This is a genomic window from Fructilactobacillus vespulae (assembly GCF_047324295.1).
GTDB lineage: Bacteria > Bacillota > Bacilli > Lactobacillales > Lactobacillaceae > Fructilactobacillus > Fructilactobacillus vespulae.
Genome location: NZ_CP137138.1, coordinates 1 through 18,986 on the forward strand (window position 1 = coordinate 1; position 18,986 = coordinate 18,986).

Here is an 18,986-nt window from a genome sequence, read left to right on the forward strand (position 1 = left end):
GCGTGGCAACTTCCTATCCTCACAGGGGGCGATCCCCCAACTACTTTTGGCGTTCTGAAGCTTAACTACTGTGTTCGGCATGGGAACAGGTGTATCCTTCAGGCTATCGCCACCACACTATTTTGTTTGAAAGAACTTTGTTCTCTCAAAACTAGATAATATCTTTTCTTTTCCGAGTTACCATTATATCTTAATTCTACTTGGTTAAGTCCTCGACTGATTAGTATTAGTCCGCTTCAAGTATCGCTACTCTTCCACTTCTAACCTATCTACCTGATCATCTTTCAGGAGTCTTACTTCCATAAAGGAATGGGAAATCTCATCTTGAGGCGAGTTTCACACTTAGATGCTTTCAGCGTTTATCTCATCCATACATAGCTACTCAGCAATGCGCCTGGCGGCGCAACTGATACACCAGCGGTATGTCCATCCCGGTCCTCTCGTACTAGGGACAGCTCCTCTCAAATTTCCTGCGCCCGCGACGGATAGGGACCGAACTGTCTCACGACGTTCTGAACCCAGCTCGCGTACCGCTTTAATGGGCGAACAGCCCAACCCTTGGGACCAACTACAGCCCCAGGATGCGATGAGCCGACATCGAGGTGCCAAACCTCCCCGTCGATGTGAACTCTTGGGGGAGATAAGCCTGTTATCCCCAGGGTAGCTTTTATCCGTTGAGCGATGGCCCTTCCATACGGTACCACCGGATCACTAAGTCCGACTTTCGTCCCTGCTCGACCTGTTTGTCTCGCAGTCAAGCTTGCTTTTGCCTTTACACTTTAGGAATGATTTCCAACCATTCTAAGCAAACCTTTGAGCGCCTCCGTTACTATTTAGGAGGCGACCGCCCCAGTCAAACTGCCAACCAGACACTGTCTCCGTGCACGATAAGTGCACAGGGTTAGAGTGTTCACATAACAAGGGTAGTATCCCAATGATGCCTCCACCGAAACTAGCGTTCCGGTTTCAATGGCTCCTACCTATGCTGTACAAGTTATGTAAACACCCAATATCAAGCTACAGTAAAGCTCCATGGGGTCTTTCCGTCCTGTCGCGGGTAACCTGCTTCTTCACAGGTATCTTAATTTCACCGAGTCTATCGTTGAGACAGTACTCAAATCGTTACGCCTTTCGTGCGGGTCGGAACTTACCCGACAAGGAATTTCGCTACCTTAGGACCGTTATAGTTACGGCCGCCGTTTACTGGGGCTTCATTTCGATGCTTTGCCGAAGCTAACATTTCCACTTAACCTTCCAGCACCGGGCAGGCGTCAGCCCATATACTTCATCTTACGATTTTGCATAAACCTGTGTTTTTGATAAACAGTCGTTTGAGTCTTTTCACTGCGGCTGACCTTACGGCCAGCACCCCTTCTTCCGAAGTTACGGGGTCATTTTGCCGAGTTCCTTAACGATAGTTCTCTCGCTCACCTGAGGATACTCTCCTCGACTACCTGTGTCGGTTTGCGGTACGGGTAATTAATTACTAACTAGAAGCTTTTCTCGGCAGCGTGACATCAGGTACTTCTCTACTTAAATTTCGATCCTCATCATCGCTTGTCAACTCGGAAAGAAGCATTTAACTCCTCTCCTGACTTACGATTTAAACACACATTTCCAGCCGTGTGCATACCTTAGCCTTCTGCGTCCCTCCGTTGTTCAAACATAATTAACTAGTACAGGAATCTCAACCTGTTATCCATCGCCTACGCTTCTCAGCCTCGGCTTAGGTCCCGACTAACCCTGGGTGGACGAGCCTTCCCCAGGAAACCTTAGTCATACGGTGGATCAGATTCTCACTGATCTTTCGCTACTCATACCGGCATTCTCACTTCTAAGCGCTCCAATAGTCCTTACGGTCTACCTTCATTGCCCTTAGAACGCTCTCCTATCACGCAACATAGTTGCGTCCGCAGTCTCGGTAATATGCTTAGCCCCGGTAAATTTTCGGCGCAGAATCACTCGACTAGTGAGCTATTACGCACTCTTTAAATGGTGGCTGCTTCTGAGCCAACATCCTAGTTGTCTAAGCAACTCCACCTCCTTTTCCACTTAGCATATATTTAGGGACCTTAACTGGCGGTCTGGGCTGTTCCCCTTTCGACAATGGATCTTATCACTCATTGTCTGACTCCCGGACATAAATCAATGGTATTCGGAGTTTATCTGAACTTAGTAATCCTAGATGGACCCCTTGCTCAAACAGTGCTCTACCTCCATGATTCTAATTCCGAGGCTAGCCCTAAAGCTATTTCGGAGAGAACCAGCTATCTCCAAGTTCGTTTGGAATTTCACCGCTACCCACACCTCATCCCAGCACTTTTCAACGTACACGGGTTCGGACCTCCGGTGCGTATTACCGCACTTTCATCCTGGACATGGGTAGATCACCTGGTTTCGGGTCTACGGCAACATACTAATTCGCCCTCTTAAGACTCGCTTTCGCTACGGCTCCGCGTTTTCGGCTTAACCTTGCATGCAACTGTAACTCGCCGGTTCATTCTACAAGAGGCACGCCATCACCCATTAACGGGCTCTGACTGCTTGTAGGCACATGGTTGCAGGAACTATTTCACTCCCCTTCCGGGGTGCTTTTCACCTTTCCCTCACGGTACTGGTTCACTATCGGTCACTAGGTAGTATTTAGCCTTGGGAGATGGTCCTCCCAGATTCCGACGACGTTTCACGTGTGTCGCCGTACTCAGGATCCTGAACTGAGGGTATTCGATTTCGCTTACGAGACTATCACTCTCTTTGGTGTAGCTTCCCAACTACTTCAACTATCAAATACTTTTGTAACTCAGATGTTCAGTCCTACAACCCCGAACCACAAGGGTTCGGTTTGGGCTATTCCCAGTTCGCTCGCCGCTACTTTGGGAATCGAAATTTCTTTATATTCCTGCGGGTACTTAGATGTTTCAGTTCCCCGCGTTTGCCTTTACGCAGCTATGTATTCACTACGCAATGATTAGTCATTACACTAATCGAGTTTCCTCATTCGGAAATCTCCGGATCAAAGCTTACGTACAGCTCCCCGAAGCATATCGGTGTTAGTTCCGTCCTTCATCGGCTCCTAGTACCAAGGCATTCACCATGCGCCCTTAATAACTTAACCTATAATCCAACGGATTATAAATTATTGAGTTTTAGCGATTATAACTAATTAAAAAACTCAAAATAACACAATGGTTATTTCTCGGTGTAATTATATATAAATATAATTTTACAGAAAATAATATTATCTAGTTTTCAAAGAACAAATCTGACGCTGAGCGTCAATGGAGAATAACGGGATCGAACCGATGACCTCCTGCTTGCAAAGCAGGTGCTCTCCCAGCTGAGCTAATTCCCCATAATATCCTAACCGAATTATTCGGTATGGGCCTAAGTGGACTCGAACCACCGACCTCACGCTTATCAGGCGTGCGCTCTAAACCAGCTGAGCTATAGGCCCGAAAGCGAATATTAAATATTAAATTAGAGAGTAAAACTCTCAAAACTAAACAAGCTTTTGATTAGTGTAAGGTTCCGAATTATTCCTTAGAAAGGAGGTGATCCAGCCGCAGGTTCTCCTACGGCTACCTTGTTACGACTTCACCCTAATCATCTGTCCCACCTTAGGCGGCGGACTCCTAAAAGGTTATCCAACCGACTTTGGGTGTTACAAACTCTCATGGTGTGACGGGCGGTGTGTACAAGACCCGGGAACGTATTCACCGTGGCATGCTGATCCACGATTACTAGCGATTCCAACTTCATGCAGGCGAGTTGCAGCCTGCAATCCGAACTGAGAATGGCTTTAAGAGATTAGCTTGACCTCGCGGTTTCGCAACTCGTTGTACCATCCATTGTAGCACGTGTGTAGCCCAGGACATAAGGGGCATGATGATTTGACGTCGTCCCCACCTTCCTCCGGTTTATCACCGGCAGTCTCTCTAGAGTGCCCAACTTAATGCTGGCAACTAAAGACAAGGGTTGCGCTCGTTGCGGGACTTAACCCAACATCTCACGACACGAGCTGACGACAACCATGCACCACCTGTCATTCTGTCCCCGAAGGGAACGTCTAATCTCTTAGATTGGCAGAAGATGTCAAGTCCTGGTAAGGTTCTTCGCGTAGCATCGAATTAAACCACATGCTCCACCGCTTGTGCGGGTCCCCGTCAATTCCTTTGAGTTTCAACCTTGCGGTCGTACTCCCCAGGCGGAATGCTTAATGCGTTAGCTGCGGCACTGAGAGGCGGAAACCTCCCAACACCTAGCATTCATCGTTTACGGCATGGACTACCAGGGTATCTAATCCTGTTTGCTACCCATGCTTTCGAGCCTCAGCGTCAGTTACAGACCAGATAGCCGCCTTCGCCACTGGTGTTCCTTCATATATCTACGCATTTCACCGCTACACATGAAGTTCCACTATCCTTTTCTGCACTCAAGTTTCCCAGTTTCCGATGCACTTCTCCGGTTAAGCCGAAGGCTTTCACATCAGACTTAAGAAACCGCCTGCGCTCCCTTTACGCCCAATAAATCCGGACAACGTTTGCCACCTACGTATTACCGCGGCTGCTGGCACGTAGTTAGCCGTGACTTTCTGGTTAGATACCGTCACACCGTAAGCAGTTACTCTTACAGTCGTTCTTCTCTAACAACAGAGTTTTACGAGCCGAAACCCTTCTTCACTCACGCGGCGTTGCTCCATCAGACTTTCGTCCATTGTGGAAGATTCCCTACTGCTGCCTCCCGTAGGAGTATGGGCCGTGTCTCAGTCCCATTGTGGCAGATTACCCTCTCAGGTCTGCTACGCATCATCGCCTTGGTGAGCTTTTATCTCACCAACTAGCTAATGCGCCGCGGGTCCATCCAAAAGCGACAGCACAAAGGCCATCTTTCAAACGCAAACCATGTGGTTTGTGTTGTTATACGGTATTAGCATCTGTTTCCAGGTGTTATCCCCTTCTTCTGGGCAGGTTACCCACGTGTTACTCACCAGTTCGCCACTCAGTTGGATCCAGAGTCATATTGATGCAAGCATCAACAATCATTAGGGCAACTTCGTTCGACTTGCATGTATTAGGCACGCCGCCAACGTTCGTCCTGAGCCAGGATCAAACTCTCATTTTAAAATGAGAACTTTACTAGCTCTGCTTTATTTTTTTGCAAATTGACATTGCATTTGTTTAATTTTCGAACTAAGTTCAAAAATTTCCTTACACTGTTTGTAATCAAAATCTTGTTCAGTTTTCAAAGATCTACTCAGTTGACTGCCTCAGCAGTACTTGATTAATATTACACGTTCGTGTGTGATTTGTCAACAGCTTTTTATAATCTATAAAGATTAAAAAATCAAGTAATTGAACTCGCCTAACGAACATTTAATATATTACATCCTTCAGTAGATAATGTCAATAATATTTTGTCGCTTTTCTTTACAAAAATAAAAAAAGAAACCATCAATTAAGATGGTTTCTAAATTAATTAATCTTGGTCTTCTTCTGGACGCATGGTTGGGAATAATAAAACGTCCCGAATTGATGGAGCATCAGTAAGTAACATTACTAAACGATCAATTCCAATTCCTAATCCACCCGTTGGTGGCATACCGTATTCTAGCGCTTTTACATAATCTTCATCAATGCCTTGAGCTTCGTCGTTACCAGATTCACGTTCAGCAACTTGAGCTTCAAAACGTTCTTTTTGATCAATTGGATCATTTAATTCTGAAAAGGCATTACCATATTCGTTACCTAAAATGTATAGCTCAAATCGATCAGTAAATCTAGGATCATCAGCATTTTTCTTTGCTAATGGTGAAATCTCGATTGGATGACCATAAATAAAGGTTGGATCAACGATGGTTGGTTGAACAAATTCTTCAAAGAATTCGTTAATAATGTGTCCCGTCTTCCAATATGCTTGGTATTGAACGTGGTGTTCATCCGCTAATTTTTTAGCATCTTCATCAGACATTGGTTGCCAAAAATCTACACCAGTAACTTCCTTAATAGCATCAACCATGTGAACTCGTTTAAAGTCTTTTCCTAAGTCAATTTCTTGACCTTGATAAGTGATTTTACCCGTATCAGTGACAACTCTAGCTGCCGCACGGAAAATCCCTTCAGTTTCATCCATAACGTCTTTAAAGTCAAAGTATGAAGCATAACTTTCTAACATGGTGAATTCTGGATTATGTTCCTTATCCATTCCTTCATTTCTAAAGACACGACCGATTTCATATACACGACCCATTCCACCAACGATTAAACGTTTTAAGTGTAATTCAAGGGCAATTCGTAAATATAGTTGAATATCTAAGGCATTGTGGTGAGTAATGAATGGACGAGCAGAAGCTCCACCAGCTGAAGCATGTAGTACAGGTGTTTCAACTTCAGTAAAGTCCATTTGGTTATCTAAGAAACTTCTAATTGCACTAATAATCTTTGCTCGTTTTTGAAAACGGTCAAAACTTTCACGGTTAGAAATCAAATCAAGATAACGTTGACGATATTTTTGTTCCTTATTTTGAAGTCCATGGAATTTGTCTGGTAATGGACGAAGTGCCTTTGATAAGAAAGTAACATCTTCAACCTTAACCGTTAATTGACCCATATCAGTTTTAATCACTTTACCGGTCATTCCTAGGAAATCACCAATGTCAGAACGTTTGAAGACGTGGTACTTTTCTTCTCCCACAATATCTTTTCTGATATAAATTTGCATTCTTCCAGAACGATCTAAAATATCTGCAAATCCAACCTTACCACTACCACGCTTAGCTACCATTCGACCAGCAATTGTAGTTTCAATATCTTGTTCTTCTAATTCTTCTTTTGAATATTGATCATACTTTTCAGTTAAGTCTTTGGCTAACCCAGTGGGTTTAAACTCATGACCAAAGGGATCAATTCCCTCTTCTCTGAGTTCATTCATTTTTTCCCGACGAACGCGCATTTGATCGTTCATCTGTCTTTCTTCTTTTCTTTTTTGCTTAGGATCTTGAGCCACACTAATTCCTCCAAACTAAATAATTACCCTAATTTTAACATAAGAACTATTTATTGTTGCGTTAATATCTGGCGTTTTTTATTCCGTGCTTCTGTTTTAGCCACGAAGTCATCCATTATTTTAACCATTTCTGCTTCAGAATCTGCGCTAGTTAGAGCTACTTTGGTTCTTGCAGAATGAGAAATACCTTTGAGGTAGTAAGCCGCTTGTCCCCTAAATTGATGAGAACCCACGTATTCACCTTTTAAATTAACTAAACCATGTAAATGTTCTTTAGCAGTTTCAATTTGTTCTGCTACACTAGGTTTTTCTAACAATTCACCTGTTTCTAAATAATGGTTTGTCTGTTTCAAAATCCATGGATTACCTTCGACAGCTCTTCCCATCATTACAGCATCAGCACCAACTTCATCTAACATCTTTTTAGCTAGCTGTGGTGAGGTAACATCCCCATTACCCATAAATGGAATTGTTAAGGCATCAGCAACATCCTTTAAGATGTTCCAATCAGCATGTCCTGTATACATTTGTTCTCTGGTTCTTCCGTGCATAGCAACGGCTGCTGCCCCGGCTTTTTCAGCTGCCAAAGCATTCTTGACCGCATATAGATGATCATCATCCCAACCGGTTCTCATTTTAACGGTCACTGGTTTTTCCACTGCATCGGTAACATAAGAAATCATCTCATACACTTTGTCTGGATTAAGCAACCAACGTGCCCCGGCTTCACACTTAATAACTTTGTTGACCGGGCAGCCCATATTAATATCAATCACATCGGCAGCGGTTTGTTGGTCAATAAATTTGGCAGCATTAACTAGGGTATCTTTGTTTCCACCAAAAATTTGAATACTCATGGGATGTTCTGCAGCTTCCACGTTTGTCATATCAATTGTTTTTTGGTTGTTATACATGATTCCTCTATCAGAAATCATCTCACAAACTACCAATCCTGCACCAAATTTCTTACAAATTAAACGAAATGCGGAATTAGTAACCCCAGCCATGGGAGCAACTACTAATGGATTATCAATTGCAACATTTCCAATTTTCCATGATCTATCTTTACTCATTTATTTTTCCTTTTCCTCTAAAATTTTAACTAGTTCATCCTCGCTAAAATTATATTTACTACCACAGAAGTTACATACCACTTCTGCACCATGATCTTCTGAAATAATTTGTTCTAAATCATCTTTACTAATTCTAGCAATATCTCCAGCAAATTTCGCCTTTGAACAATCACAAGTAAATGCAATTGGTAATTCTTCAACTATTTTCAAATTACTTTTGCCAAATAGGTGATCTAAAATATTTTCGGGATTAGCGTCTGCTTTTAACATGTCTGAAATGGTTGGAATTTCTTTCAACTTACCTTCTAAAGCAGTAATTGCTTCGTCTGCGGCACCAGGCATTGCCTGAATTAAAAATCCACCAGCCACTTCAACTTCGTTATTTTCATTAACCTCAACGGAAACTCCCACTACTGAAGGAATTTGTTCAGACATTGCTAGGTAGTACGTGAAGTCATCGCCAATTTTTCCACTAGCTAAAGGAACACTACTAGTGTATGGTTCTTCTCCACCTTGATTTTTGAGAACTTCTAAGAAACCATCAGTTCCCACAGCAGTTGCTACATCCACTTCTCCATCTTCAGTTAAGGGTAAGTTAACCTGAGGCTTTTGCACATAACCCTTTACGTTTCCATGCGCATCCGCATCAACAATCATAAACCCAACTGGTCCTTGACCATTTAAACGAACTGTCATAGTTTCCTTACCCTTTAACACTGAGTTTGCAAGTAACAAGGATGCTACTAAAGTTCTTCCTAAAGCTGCTGTTGAAGTTCCAAACATTTCATGTCCCTTTTGGGCTTCTTTAACGACTTCAGTTGCATTCAAAGCATAGACTCTGAAATTTTGGTCATTAGTCAATGACTTAACCAATACATTATTACTACTCATTTAAATCTCCTTTAAAGTATAAAAGAGCGTGAGCAAAAATGCCCACGTTCTTCTTAGTTGTCTTTATCTGTTGAATCATCGTTATCATGGTGATCTTCAACTTCTTGATGTTTTTCTTTTGTAGCTTCTGCTTTTTCAGCTTCTGTAAAAGTTTCTGTTTCATTTTCAACTTCAGCTGGCATTTTACCATCTTTGTATAAGCTCAAAATTTGTTTTTCATCAAGAGTTTCATATTTAAGCAATGCGTCAGCAATTAGCTTATGTTGTTCACGATGATTTTCAATGATTTCTCGTGCTTTTTGGTGTCCTTCATTAGTGATTCGCTTAACTTCTGCATCAATAGTTGCAGCAGTATCAGCTGAATATCTTGGTTGAGCATAAGGATCTCCGTTTGGATCTTCTAGTGCAACCGTTCCTAATTTATCAGACATTCCATATTGGGTAACCATTGCTCTAGCAATTTGGGTTGCTTGTTGGAAATCGTTTGATGCTCCAGAGGATTCTGAATCAAACACAATTTCTTCTGCACTTCTTCCACCCATCATACCAGCAATTTGTTCAATGGCATCTTTTTTAGTCATTAATTGTTGATCTTCTTTAGGAAGGACAATTGCATACCCTCCTGCTCGACCACGAGGCACAATCGTAACTTTATGAACTACTCGGGCATCATTTAAAACTAGTCCCACAATCGTATGACCAGCTTCATGGTTGGCAACAATGTTTCGTTCTTTTTCACTAATGATTCGATTACGTTTAGCTGGACCGGCAATCACTCGATCTTCAGCCTCATCAATATCAGCAGCGTTAATTGACTTGCCGTTTCTTCTTGCAGCAAGTAAGGCAGCTTCATTTAACAAGTTAGCTAAATCGGCTCCGACAAAACCAGGAGTTTCTTTAGCAATCTTTTTCAAGTCCACGTCTTCGGCTAATGTCTTATCACTAGAATGAACTTTAAGAATTGCTTCTCGTCCACGAACATCTGGTTGACCCACTAAAATCTTACGATCAAAACGACCTGGTCTAGTTAAAGCGGGATCAAGAACGTCCGCCCGGTTAGTTGCAGCAATCACAATTACACCTGAATTTCCGGTAAATCCATCCATTTCAACAAGTAGTTGGTTAAGGGTTTGTTCACGTTCATCGTGACCACCACCAGTACCGCCACCACGTCTTCTACCAACGGCATCAATTTCATCAATGAAAATGATAGCAGGAGCAGTTTTCTTAGCTTGGGCAAATAAGTCACGAACACGACTAGCTCCCACCCCAACAAACATTTCTACGAAATCAGAACCAGAAAGTGAGAAGAATGGCACTTCAGCTTCTCCGGCAACTGCCTTAGCAAGTAATGTTTTACCAGTACCTGGAGGTCCTTCAAGTAAGACACCCTTAGGAATTTGCGCACCTAGTGAAGTAAATTTCTTTGGATCTTTTAAGAATTCTACAACTTCAACTAGTTCTTGTTTTTCCTCATCTTCACCAGCAACATCCTTGAAACGGACCTTACTTTTAACTGGTTTAGCTTGGCTTTTACCAACTTTCATAACTCCGCCGGGACCACCTGAGCCACCGCCAGCTTGTTTCATCATCATGTAAAACAAGTAGATGAAAATGATTAGTGGTAGAACTGAAACAATTAAGTTTAACCAAAAACCATTTGATTGGGTTGGTTTGGCGTTCATCTTAACATCTTTAGCTTTGGCTAAATCGTTAATTTCCTTAATACTTGAATCTGTTTTAACCACGTTGGTTGTAAACTTAGTTGTTTTAGTTTCTGATTTAGCTGGTTTTGAAATTCCCTTAGTACTTACTGTAAATGCTAAATCATTAGTTTGTGAAACCTTTTGTGGAGTTCTGTATTCCCCACTTACTTTGTATACACCATCGACTGATTCAATCGCAAAGTTTTTCACCTTGTTTTTCTTTAAGTCATTTGTAAATTGACTTGATTGAATTTTTTGAACTTGGGATGAATTTCCGCCGGTACCTCCACCAGTCGCAAATAAAATAACTCCCATCGCCAACACAAAAACGACGATATAAAACAGACTACTTCTAAAAAGTCCATTTTTATTATTTTTCATTTGTGCCCTCCATCTTTTTATTGCTTAACAATCAAATGTTATCACTTTTGAGAATTCAAAACGATAATTATGATTTATAAACTTCTGGTTTTAAGATTCCAACGTAAGGTAAATTACGGTAAAGACCTTGATAGTCAAGTCCATATCCTACCAGGAATTCATTAGGAACGTCAAAGCCGACGTAATCAGCTTGAACTGTGTCGACCTTTCTAGCTTCTGGTTTATCCATCAAAGTACAAACCTTAATGGATTTTGCACCACGGTCTTTTAATAAATCCTTTAGGTAAGCTAGTGTTCTACCTGTGTCAATAATATCATCAACGAATAAAATATTACGACCATTAACATCTGTATCTAAATCTTTAACTAGTTTAACTTTTCCAGTTGATTCTGTTCCACCTTGGTAACTAGAAACATCGATGAAGTCAATATCCATGTAGATATTCATTCTTTTGATAACATCTGACATAAAGGGAACTGCCCCCTTTAAAACACAAACTACTAATGGTTTTAAGTCTTTGTAATCTTCTGATAATTGCTTTCCTAAATTAACGCAAGTATCTTGTATTTTTTGTTCACTATAAAGAATATCTTGAATATCTTCGTTCATTCTTAAACTCCTCTTTTGGTTAATAAAATATACTCTTCTACTCCAACTCGTCGTGGAGAAAAACTCTCTTGAATTCCAATTAAAGCGAGCGGTTGCTCTTCATTGGTTACTAGTGTCTGAACTAAATTTCTCCGTTCGTTACTAATTTTTTTATCAATTAGAATTCGTCTAGCTTTTTTACCATTGCCGTTCTTCAAAACTAATCGATCTGTCGCATTACTGCTTCTAACCGATAATGGTAACTGCTGCTTTGTTAGCCAAAAGCTGCTTTTCCGATTTACTGATTCGTTCGGAATTTCACTCCTTTGAAATACCCCAAATTGATTTCCCAGCTCAGACGTATACCAGTGGTTTAATACTACCATAAATGGGGGAATTCCTGGCCTATTTTTGATTTCATTTTGAATTTTTTTTACTTTTAAAAGTTCGTATTCTTTCTTGATTTCAATTTGGTTACCTAAGTCAATTTTCCCCTGTGGTTTTCTGGCATTTTTTAATAATTTTTCCACTGCTTGCAGCTGTTTTGTAGAAATTACTTGGCCTGATTGTAGTTGCCTAATCATCCAGTTTAAAATCAACCCTAAATCTAAATCGAGCTGCTTGGGGCAAATTTGTACCTGATCTTTTTTTACTAATAAAGACGGCGCTGCTTTAATTTTTTCAGTTACCAACTTATCAAGTAGTCGTTCCTGTTCTCGTAACTGCTGTCCAAAATCAGCTAAATGTTTTACTACCTGTCGATTATCATCTTTTAAAGTTGGTAAAATTTCGTTTCGAATTCGATTCCTAAAAACATCATTTTGTCGATTGGTTTCGTCTTCGTACCACTGTAAATTTTTCAAATCAGCATAACGGCTTAGTTCGTCTTTAGAGACGGATAAAAGTGGCCGAATTAGTTGACCATCTGCAAATGAACGGACCGTTGCAATCCCTTCTACCTCATGCAAATTCCCCGATCTTGTTAATTTCATCAAAACCGTTTCTGCCTGATCATTTTGGTGGTGTGCAGTTAATAGTACATGTGCCCCACTTTTTTTCATCACTTGAGCAAAAAAGCGATACCTTGCTTGTCGCGCTTTTTCTTCCAGTCCAGTTGTCAGGTCTTGCGAATCCCAATGACCAACCTGCAGTTGTAACTGCTGATCATGACAATATTTTCGAATAAAACGTTCTTCTGTTTGGCTTTGCGTTCGTAATTGATGGTTAAAATGGGCCACTATTATTTCCGGACGATTAGTCGACAAATTCTTCAATAAGTCCAATAAAACCATTGAATCCACGCCGGTAGAAACTGCAACTACTACCGGTTGCTTTGCTTTCCACCACTGATTTTGGGCAATTAATTTTTCTAATCGTTTAATTAAGCGCACTACTTTACCTTCCTAATAAAAAACTGAGCAAATTAATGCTCAGCTTAATTATTTAACTCCGGCGGCCACCACGACCACCACGTTTACCTTCTGTATTCTTCTTAATATCCGATAAACGACTCTCGCTTTTCTTTAAGAAATCTGATAATAAATCATCAAAATTTTCTTTTTTAGGTTTCGCTTGAGATCGACTGCTTTTTCCAAACTTTGGACGAGCACCACCTGATTTACTTGTGTGTTCCTGGCTCTGCTTTTTTTCCGAATCCGGAATTGCCTTTCTAATTGAAAGGGCAATTTTACCATCATCTCCAATTTTCATAACCTTCACTTTAACAGAATCACCGATTTTTAAAACATCATGAATGTCTTTAATAAATCCATCTGAAACTTCACTGATATGTACCAATCCTTTTTCATGATTTTCCAAATCAATAAAAGCACCAAAACCAGTTATTCCAGAAACTTTTCCGCTAATTACTTCTCCAACTTTTAGAGCCAAATGCCGATCCTCCTATTTTATAATGATTTAATTATAGCATAATTAAAAACAATAAAAAAAAGAAGTTCACTAACGAACTTCCTTATTTTTTCAATTTATAATTCGTTTCACCTTGTTTAGAATAGCCGTACTTATTGTGGGCTAAATCTCGTACAAAGTCATCATTTTTTAATAATTTATACCGTTGTTTCAAAGTTTTATACTGTTGATTTCTTTTATTTAATTCAGTGTTTGCGGTTCCCACATTTACGTTTACTTTTTTCAAACGAGCATTCGTAATTAGGATCTGAGTAACTAAAAAGGTAATTACAACGCCAAATACAGCACAAATAATCAAAGCACGTTTTTTTCGTCTAGCAGACATTAAAGGTGGTTTAGATCCCATTGCTGAATGTAATTGTGTCACGTTCCCTCTTTTAGTCAACTCTTTCACTCCTTCACAATCATATAAATAAAATTAAACATTTTTCAATTATGGTAATAATACAATACTTGTTTGTATTTTACAATAACTCTTCTGATTCTGCTTCATAATCTCGATGATACTTTTCATCGATTACTGCAAACATTTGATCTGAATCTGCTTTTTTGGTGGTTTGTAGTAATTGTTTAACTTCGACAGTTAACTCTTTATTTCCAAATTTAATTAAAATTTGGTCACCTACGCCCACTTTGCTAGAAGACTTCGCTTCATTTCCATTAATAAAAACTCGTCCTTGGTCAGCAATCTTTTTAGCAATGGGACGTCTTTTAATAATTCTAGAAATTTTCAAGAACTTATCAATTCTCATGTAGTTTCTCCTTTTCTATTTTGGGTTTTCATTTTTCGCTTTAAAATCATGTAAGGCTTGTAAGAATTTATTCAAATCATCTAACCAATCCACAATTTTCATCGTTGGTTGGACAACCAGTTTAACTTGGAAGCAATTATCGTTCAGACGAATTGTTGATCTAAAATTAGTTTTCGAAATTGCTTGTAAAATATTCTTACTACCAAATAGCTTAGTCCCTCGACTACTAAACGAAACCACTAAATTTTGTTTTTCTTTTCTAATTTTATCAATCAAGGCATAGTCAGAAAGCATTTTAATTAAATCGACCTTCAACAAGTTATCAACGGCTGCTGGGTAATCACCAAATCGGTCAATTAAATCACTTTGTAATTCTCTAAACTGCTCGATGCTATCCATTTGACGAATTCGCTTATACAATTCAATTTTTTGTTGCTGGTCGGCAATATAATCTGAAGGAAGATAAGCCTCAATTCCCAATTCAATGGTAGCATCGGTTTTAGCAACCACCGTTTGTTTACCTTGCTTTTGGGCAATCGCATCCGACAACATTTTGGTATACATATCATAACCAACTGAATCAATAAATCCATGTTGCTGACTACCTAAAACATTTCCCGCACCACGAATTGATAAGTCTTGCATGGCAATTTTAAAACCAGACCCTAACTCAGTAAAGTCTTTAATTGCTTGGAGTCGGCTTTCACCTGCTTCAGTCAAAACCTTATTTTGCTGGTACATAAAGTAAGCTTTTCCCACTTGATTACTGCGCCCAATTCGACCGCGAATTTGATAAAGTTGGGACAATCCCATTCGATCTGCATTTTCAACAAATAAAGTATTTACGTTGGGCATATCAATTCCGGTTTCAATAATGGTAGTGGTAACTAACACATCGAATTCACCGTTCACGAAATCATATAGAATCTGTTCCAACTGGTTTTCACTCATTTGCCCATGAATGTATGCCACCCGGGCATCTGGAATTAATTGCTCCAGTTTCGCCGAAACCTCTTCAATATCTTTTACCCGATTATGCAGATAAAATACCTGGCCATCTCGATCCATTTCTTTTCGAATTCCATCCACAATTGCGGCCGGATTCTGTTCCATGACATACGTTTGAATGGGATAACGATTTGCTGGTGGGGTTTCAATTACAGATAAATCTCTAACTCCCATCATCGACATATTCAACGTTCTAGGAATGGGGGTAGCGGTTAACGTCAAAACATCAACATTAGCCCGTAAAGCTTTAATTTTTTCTTTATGGCGGACCCCAAATCGTTGTTCCTCATCGACAATCAATAAACCCAGGTCTTTAAAAACCACATCTTTAGACAATAATCGATGGGTCCCCACAATGATATCTAGTTGTCCAGACGCTAAGTCTGCTAAATCAGCTTTCATTTGTTTGGGTGTATTAAAGCGGGATAACACCCCTGCCGTTACAGGAAAATCAGCAAACCGTTTTAAGATGGTTTCATAGTGTTGCTGAGCTAATACAGTCGTAGGTACTAAAAATGCAACCTGTTTACCTGCTTCTACTGCTTTAAAAGCTGCTCGCATTGCCACTTCGGTCTTCCCAAAACCCACGTCTCCAATCAATAAACGATCCATTGGATGAGGTTGTTCCATATCCTTTTTAATCTCGTCAGTACTACGCACCTGATCAGGTGTGGGTGGATAAGGAAAAGCATTGTCAAATTCAAATTGATAATCATCGTCGACTGGAAAAGCGAAGCCCGGTTCTTGTTCTCGTTTTGAATAGAGCTCTACTAACTCATCAGCCATATCATCAACTTTTTTAGAAACCTTACTCTTAGTTTTAGCCCATTCACTTCCACCAAGCTTATTTAAGCGCGGTGCTTTACCTTCAGAGGCAACGTATTTTTGAATTAAGTTTAGTTGCGTCACCGGAATGAAAATATGTGCATCATTTTTAAAACTAATGTTTAAGTAATCCTGGTGGTTACCATCCACTTCCATGGTTTGCATGCCATCATAGCGTCCAATCCCATGATTAACGTGAACAATATAGTCACCCTTTTTTAAATCGGTATAATTTTTAATTCGTTCTGCATTGGTAAACGTTTGGTGCCGAATTCGGGTCGGCTTTTTCCGCTCTGTAACCCGTCTGAACAATTCACTTTCAGTAATAATTACGAAATTGGCTAGTGGAATTTCAAATCCTTCGGTAAATTTACCAACCACAATTTGAAAACGACCTGGTTGAATCTCATTAATGTTCGTTTGAATGGGGTCCATTTGGAAATCGGTTAAAGTGTCAGAAACTTTAGTCAACCGTTTTTCATCGTTAACCATCACAATGACTGTGGCTTTTTCCTGATTATAGCGATTAACTTCTGCCTTTAAATTAGGCATTTGTCCAAAAAAACGTTCCATGGGTCTAACTTTAAAATCAAGGACATCGTCCAACCGCATTCTACCCAATCCTTTTTGAAAAAGTGATAGTAAAATGCGAGCATGCTGATCATTTTCCAAAACTTTGGTCAAATCATTACTAAAGGTTTGGTTTGCAAAAAACAGATCGGTATCTTGAACGGATTTTTGCCAATTCCCCTCATCTATTTTTAATCGTTTCCCGGCATCTCTAATTCTAGAAAAATCGTCAAACACTGCAATTCCATTGTCAGGTAAATAATCTAAGATTGAGGTTTTTTGTTTAAAAATCAAATCAGCATACTGGCGCCATTGTGGGTCAATTTTTCGTTCCTGTAAGCCCTTGATAATCTGATTAATTGCGGCAACATTCTTTTCATCCGTTTGCTGCTGCAATTCTTTTTGCAATTGTTTAATCCCATGCTCTGCATCAACTTGACTTAATAAAAAATCAGTCGCTGGTAAAATTTGGACTTCTTCCACGTTTTCAATACTTCTTTGATTGGCCACATCAAACGAACGCATTGAATCAACTTCAGTATCGAAGAAATCAACTCGAACTGGCACTTCAGAATTAAGCGGATAAATATCCAGAATTGAACCACGAATTGCAAATTCACCGGGAACCGCTACCAAGTTTTTTCGCAAATAACCCATGTTAGCTAACTGAACCTGTAATTCAGTAAAGTTAACGTCGGCGCCTAATTCCAAATGTAGCTGTGCTTGCTTAAAATCAATCGGATTAGGAAGATATTTAGTCAAACCGGCTGTTGAAACGACGACGACCACGTTTTTACCGCTTTGTAGGGCATTTAATGCGCAAACGCGATCAGCACGGTATTGTGGTGAACTAGTCGCAATTTCTGCCGCAATTAATTCTTCGGAGGAAAATTCAAAAACTAGTTCATCAGCCATTACTGCTTGAAATTCTTTCACAGCGGCATCTGCATGATCCATCGTATCCGTGATGAAAATCAGTGGCTGTTGCAAATCCTGCTTAACCTCATTTAATAATAGTTTCTGGGCAATTCCATTCGTTCCGGTAATTAATTGCCGTTTTTGGTCTTTAACGTTATCCACTATCATTTGATACTTAGGAAGCTCTGCAAACATATTTTCAAGTTTCATTATTTCCACCTCCAAACTACTTCATGGGTTCTTTAATTAAATTTATTTTCTAACTTAGCAAAATCTGGTTCCGTTAAAAATGCATCCAAGGCTTTAATTGACTTATCAATCGCTTCGTTCAATGGACCTTGTTGTTCTAAACTAAACCGTCCTAATACATAGTCAACGACGCTTTGTTTCTTAGGATGATCAGTTCCAACCTTAACCCGGTTAAATTTATCCGTTCCTAGATGCGCAATTAAACTTTTAATTCCGTTATGACCACCAGCTGAACCGTGATTTCTCAATCTAATCCGACCAACGTGTAAATCCATATCGTCATACACTACGACTAGATCTTCTAAATCTAACTTATAAAACTTCATTAAAGGTCCCACTGCTCGACCAGATTCATTCATGTAGGTGGTGGGTTCTACGATTAAAACCTTTTCTCCGTCAATCATTCCCGAACCAACCAATGCATTATCTTTATGCTGACTTAGTTCAATTCCATGACTTTCTGCAAATTTTTCTACAACCATAAAACCGGTATTATGGCGGGTTTCCTCATATTGTTTCCCAATATTTCCTAAACCAACGATCATTTTCATTATTTCTTCTCCTTATTCGAACAATTTCAATCATTCTAATTGTAACATAGCAAATTTTCATTATTAAAAAACAAAAGAGATGAGAAAAAATCTCACCTCTTTTGTATGTAAAGCACTTTATCCGAAATTTAATCCCATGCTAAGTGACAATGCTTTATCAACATTTTCCATCACTACATCATGAACATGGGTTACTCGATCTTCTAGTCTTTTCTTATCAATCGTTCTAATTTGTTCTAATAATACGACTGAGTCTTTTTCAATTCCAGCATCTTCTGCTTTAATCCCCACATGGGTTGGCATTTTAGGCTTAGCTATTTGCGCAGTAATTGCCACCACAATCACAGTTGGACTGTATCGGTTCCCGATGTTATTTTGAACTACTAAAACTGGACGCAATCCACCTTGTTCAGAACCAACCACTGGAGATAAATCTGCATAAAATATGTCGCCACGTTTAACCCTGGTATTTTCCATCTACCTGTTCCTTTCATTCATATTATTTTAATGACTAAAATAATATTTTATACAAAAAAGTTAAA

At 39.7% G+C, this 18,986-nt stretch carries 12 protein-coding genes, 2 tRNA genes and 3 rRNA genes; all 17 read right to left on the reverse strand.

Annotation, left to right across the window (positions count from 1 at the left end):
* Nucleotides 1-117, reverse strand: a 5S ribosomal RNA gene (rrf, locus tag R4B61_RS00005).
* Between the two features lie 83 nt (nt 118-200).
* A 23S ribosomal RNA gene (locus R4B61_RS00010) occupies nt 201-3,115 on the reverse strand.
* 164 nt (nt 3,116-3,279) lie between these two features.
* A tRNA-Ala gene (locus R4B61_RS00015) sits at nt 3,280-3,352 on the reverse strand.
* A gap of 27 nt (nt 3,353-3,379) precedes the next feature.
* Nucleotides 3,380-3,454 (reverse strand) — tRNA-Ile (locus R4B61_RS00020).
* A gap of 90 nt (nt 3,455-3,544) precedes the next feature.
* A 16S ribosomal RNA gene (locus R4B61_RS00025) occupies nt 3,545-5,121 on the reverse strand.
* Together the 16S, 23S and 5S rRNA genes with 2 tRNA genes alongside form the textbook arrangement of a ribosomal RNA operon.
* Before the next feature lie 354 nt (nt 5,122-5,475).
* Nucleotides 5,476-6,960, reverse strand: a complete 1,485-nt coding sequence (lysS, locus tag R4B61_RS00030; RefSeq protein ID WP_413628260.1) for a lysine--tRNA ligase — start codon at nt 6,958-6,960, stop codon at nt 5,476-5,478.
* 92 nt (nt 6,961-7,052) lie between these two features.
* The gene (gene dusB / locus R4B61_RS00035) at nt 7,053-8,075 is read right to left on the reverse strand and encodes a tRNA dihydrouridine synthase DusB (RefSeq protein WP_413627624.1); all 1,023 of its coding nucleotides are present in this window, start codon (nt 8,073-8,075) and stop codon (nt 7,053-7,055) included.
* Nucleotides 8,076-8,966, reverse strand: a complete 891-nt coding sequence (gene hslO / locus R4B61_RS00040; protein ID WP_413627625.1) for an Hsp33 family molecular chaperone HslO — start codon at nt 8,964-8,966, stop codon at nt 8,076-8,078.
* Between the two features lie 53 nt (nt 8,967-9,019).
* Nucleotides 9,020-11,053, reverse strand: coding sequence for an ATP-dependent zinc metalloprotease FtsH (gene ftsH / locus R4B61_RS00045; protein ID WP_413627626.1), 2,034 nt, complete (start codon nt 11,051-11,053; stop codon nt 9,020-9,022).
* Nucleotides 11,054-11,120: 67 nt separating this feature from the next.
* On the reverse strand, nt 11,121-11,663 hold the full coding sequence (gene hpt, locus R4B61_RS00050; protein WP_413627627.1) for a hypoxanthine phosphoribosyltransferase: 543 nt from the start codon (nt 11,661-11,663) through the stop codon (nt 11,121-11,123).
* 2 nt (nt 11,664-11,665) lie between these two features.
* Nucleotides 11,666-13,033 (reverse strand): tRNA lysidine(34) synthetase TilS, encoded by a 1,368-nt coding sequence (tilS, locus tag R4B61_RS00055; protein WP_413627628.1) that lies wholly within the window; start codon nt 13,031-13,033, stop codon nt 11,666-11,668.
* A gap of 52 nt (nt 13,034-13,085) precedes the next feature.
* Entirely contained in the window at nt 13,086-13,532 is a 447-nt protein-coding gene (locus R4B61_RS00060) for a S1 domain-containing RNA-binding protein (protein WP_413627629.1), read from the reverse strand.
* Nucleotides 13,533-13,614: 82 nt separating this feature from the next.
* Nucleotides 13,615-13,956, reverse strand: coding sequence for an FtsB family cell division protein (locus R4B61_RS00065; RefSeq protein WP_413627630.1), 342 nt, complete (start codon nt 13,954-13,956; stop codon nt 13,615-13,617).
* A 79-nt stretch (nt 13,957-14,035) separates the two neighbouring features.
* On the reverse strand, nt 14,036-14,323 hold the full coding sequence (locus R4B61_RS00070) for an RNA-binding S4 domain-containing protein (protein WP_413627631.1): 288 nt from the start codon (nt 14,321-14,323) through the stop codon (nt 14,036-14,038).
* 15 nt (nt 14,324-14,338) lie between these two features.
* The gene (gene mfd / locus R4B61_RS00075) at nt 14,339-17,854 is read right to left on the reverse strand and encodes a transcription-repair coupling factor (protein WP_413627632.1); all 3,516 of its coding nucleotides are present in this window, start codon (nt 17,852-17,854) and stop codon (nt 14,339-14,341) included.
* 32 nt (nt 17,855-17,886) lie between these two features.
* Nucleotides 17,887-18,444 carry an aminoacyl-tRNA hydrolase gene (gene pth, locus R4B61_RS00080; protein WP_413627633.1) on the reverse strand — a complete coding sequence of 186 codons (558 nt, stop codon included), beginning with the start codon at nt 18,442-18,444 and terminating at the stop codon, nt 17,887-17,889.
* Nucleotides 18,445-18,561: 117 nt separating this feature from the next.
* Nucleotides 18,562-18,921 (reverse strand): type II toxin-antitoxin system PemK/MazF family toxin, encoded by a 360-nt coding sequence (locus R4B61_RS00085; RefSeq protein WP_413627634.1) that lies wholly within the window; start codon nt 18,919-18,921, stop codon nt 18,562-18,564.
* Nucleotides 18,922-18,986: the final 65 nt, after the last annotated feature.

Excerpts from the sequence above, each read along its gene's own strand:
- lysS (WP_413628260.1), bottom strand. The coding sequence starts at position 6,960 with ATGAACGATCAAATGCGCGTTCGTCGGGAAAAAATGAATGAACTCAGA.
- dusB (WP_413627624.1), bottom strand. The coding sequence starts at position 8,075 with ATGAGTAAAGATAGATCATGGAAAATTGGAAATGTTGCAATTGATAAT.
- hslO (WP_413627625.1), bottom strand. The coding sequence starts at position 8,966 with ATGAGTAGTAATAATGTATTGGTTAAGTCATTGACTAATGACCAAAAT.
- ftsH (WP_413627626.1), bottom strand. The coding sequence starts at position 11,053 with ATGAAAAATAATAAAAATGGACTTTTTAGAAGTAGTCTGTTTTATATC.
- hpt (WP_413627627.1), bottom strand. The coding sequence starts at position 11,663 with ATGAACGAAGATATTCAAGATATTCTTTATAGTGAACAAAAAATACAA.
- R4B61_RS00070 (WP_413627631.1), bottom strand. The coding sequence starts at position 14,323 with ATGAGAATTGATAAGTTCTTGAAAATTTCTAGAATTATTAAAAGACGT.
- mfd (WP_413627632.1), bottom strand. The coding sequence starts at position 17,854 with ATGAAACTTGAAAATATGTTTGCAGAGCTTCCTAAGTATCAAATGATA.
- pth (WP_413627633.1), bottom strand. The coding sequence starts at position 18,444 with ATGAAAATGATCGTTGGTTTAGGAAATATTGGGAAACAATATGAGGAA.
- R4B61_RS00085 (WP_413627634.1), bottom strand. The coding sequence starts at position 18,921 with ATGGAAAATACCAGGGTTAAACGTGGCGACATATTTTATGCAGATTTA.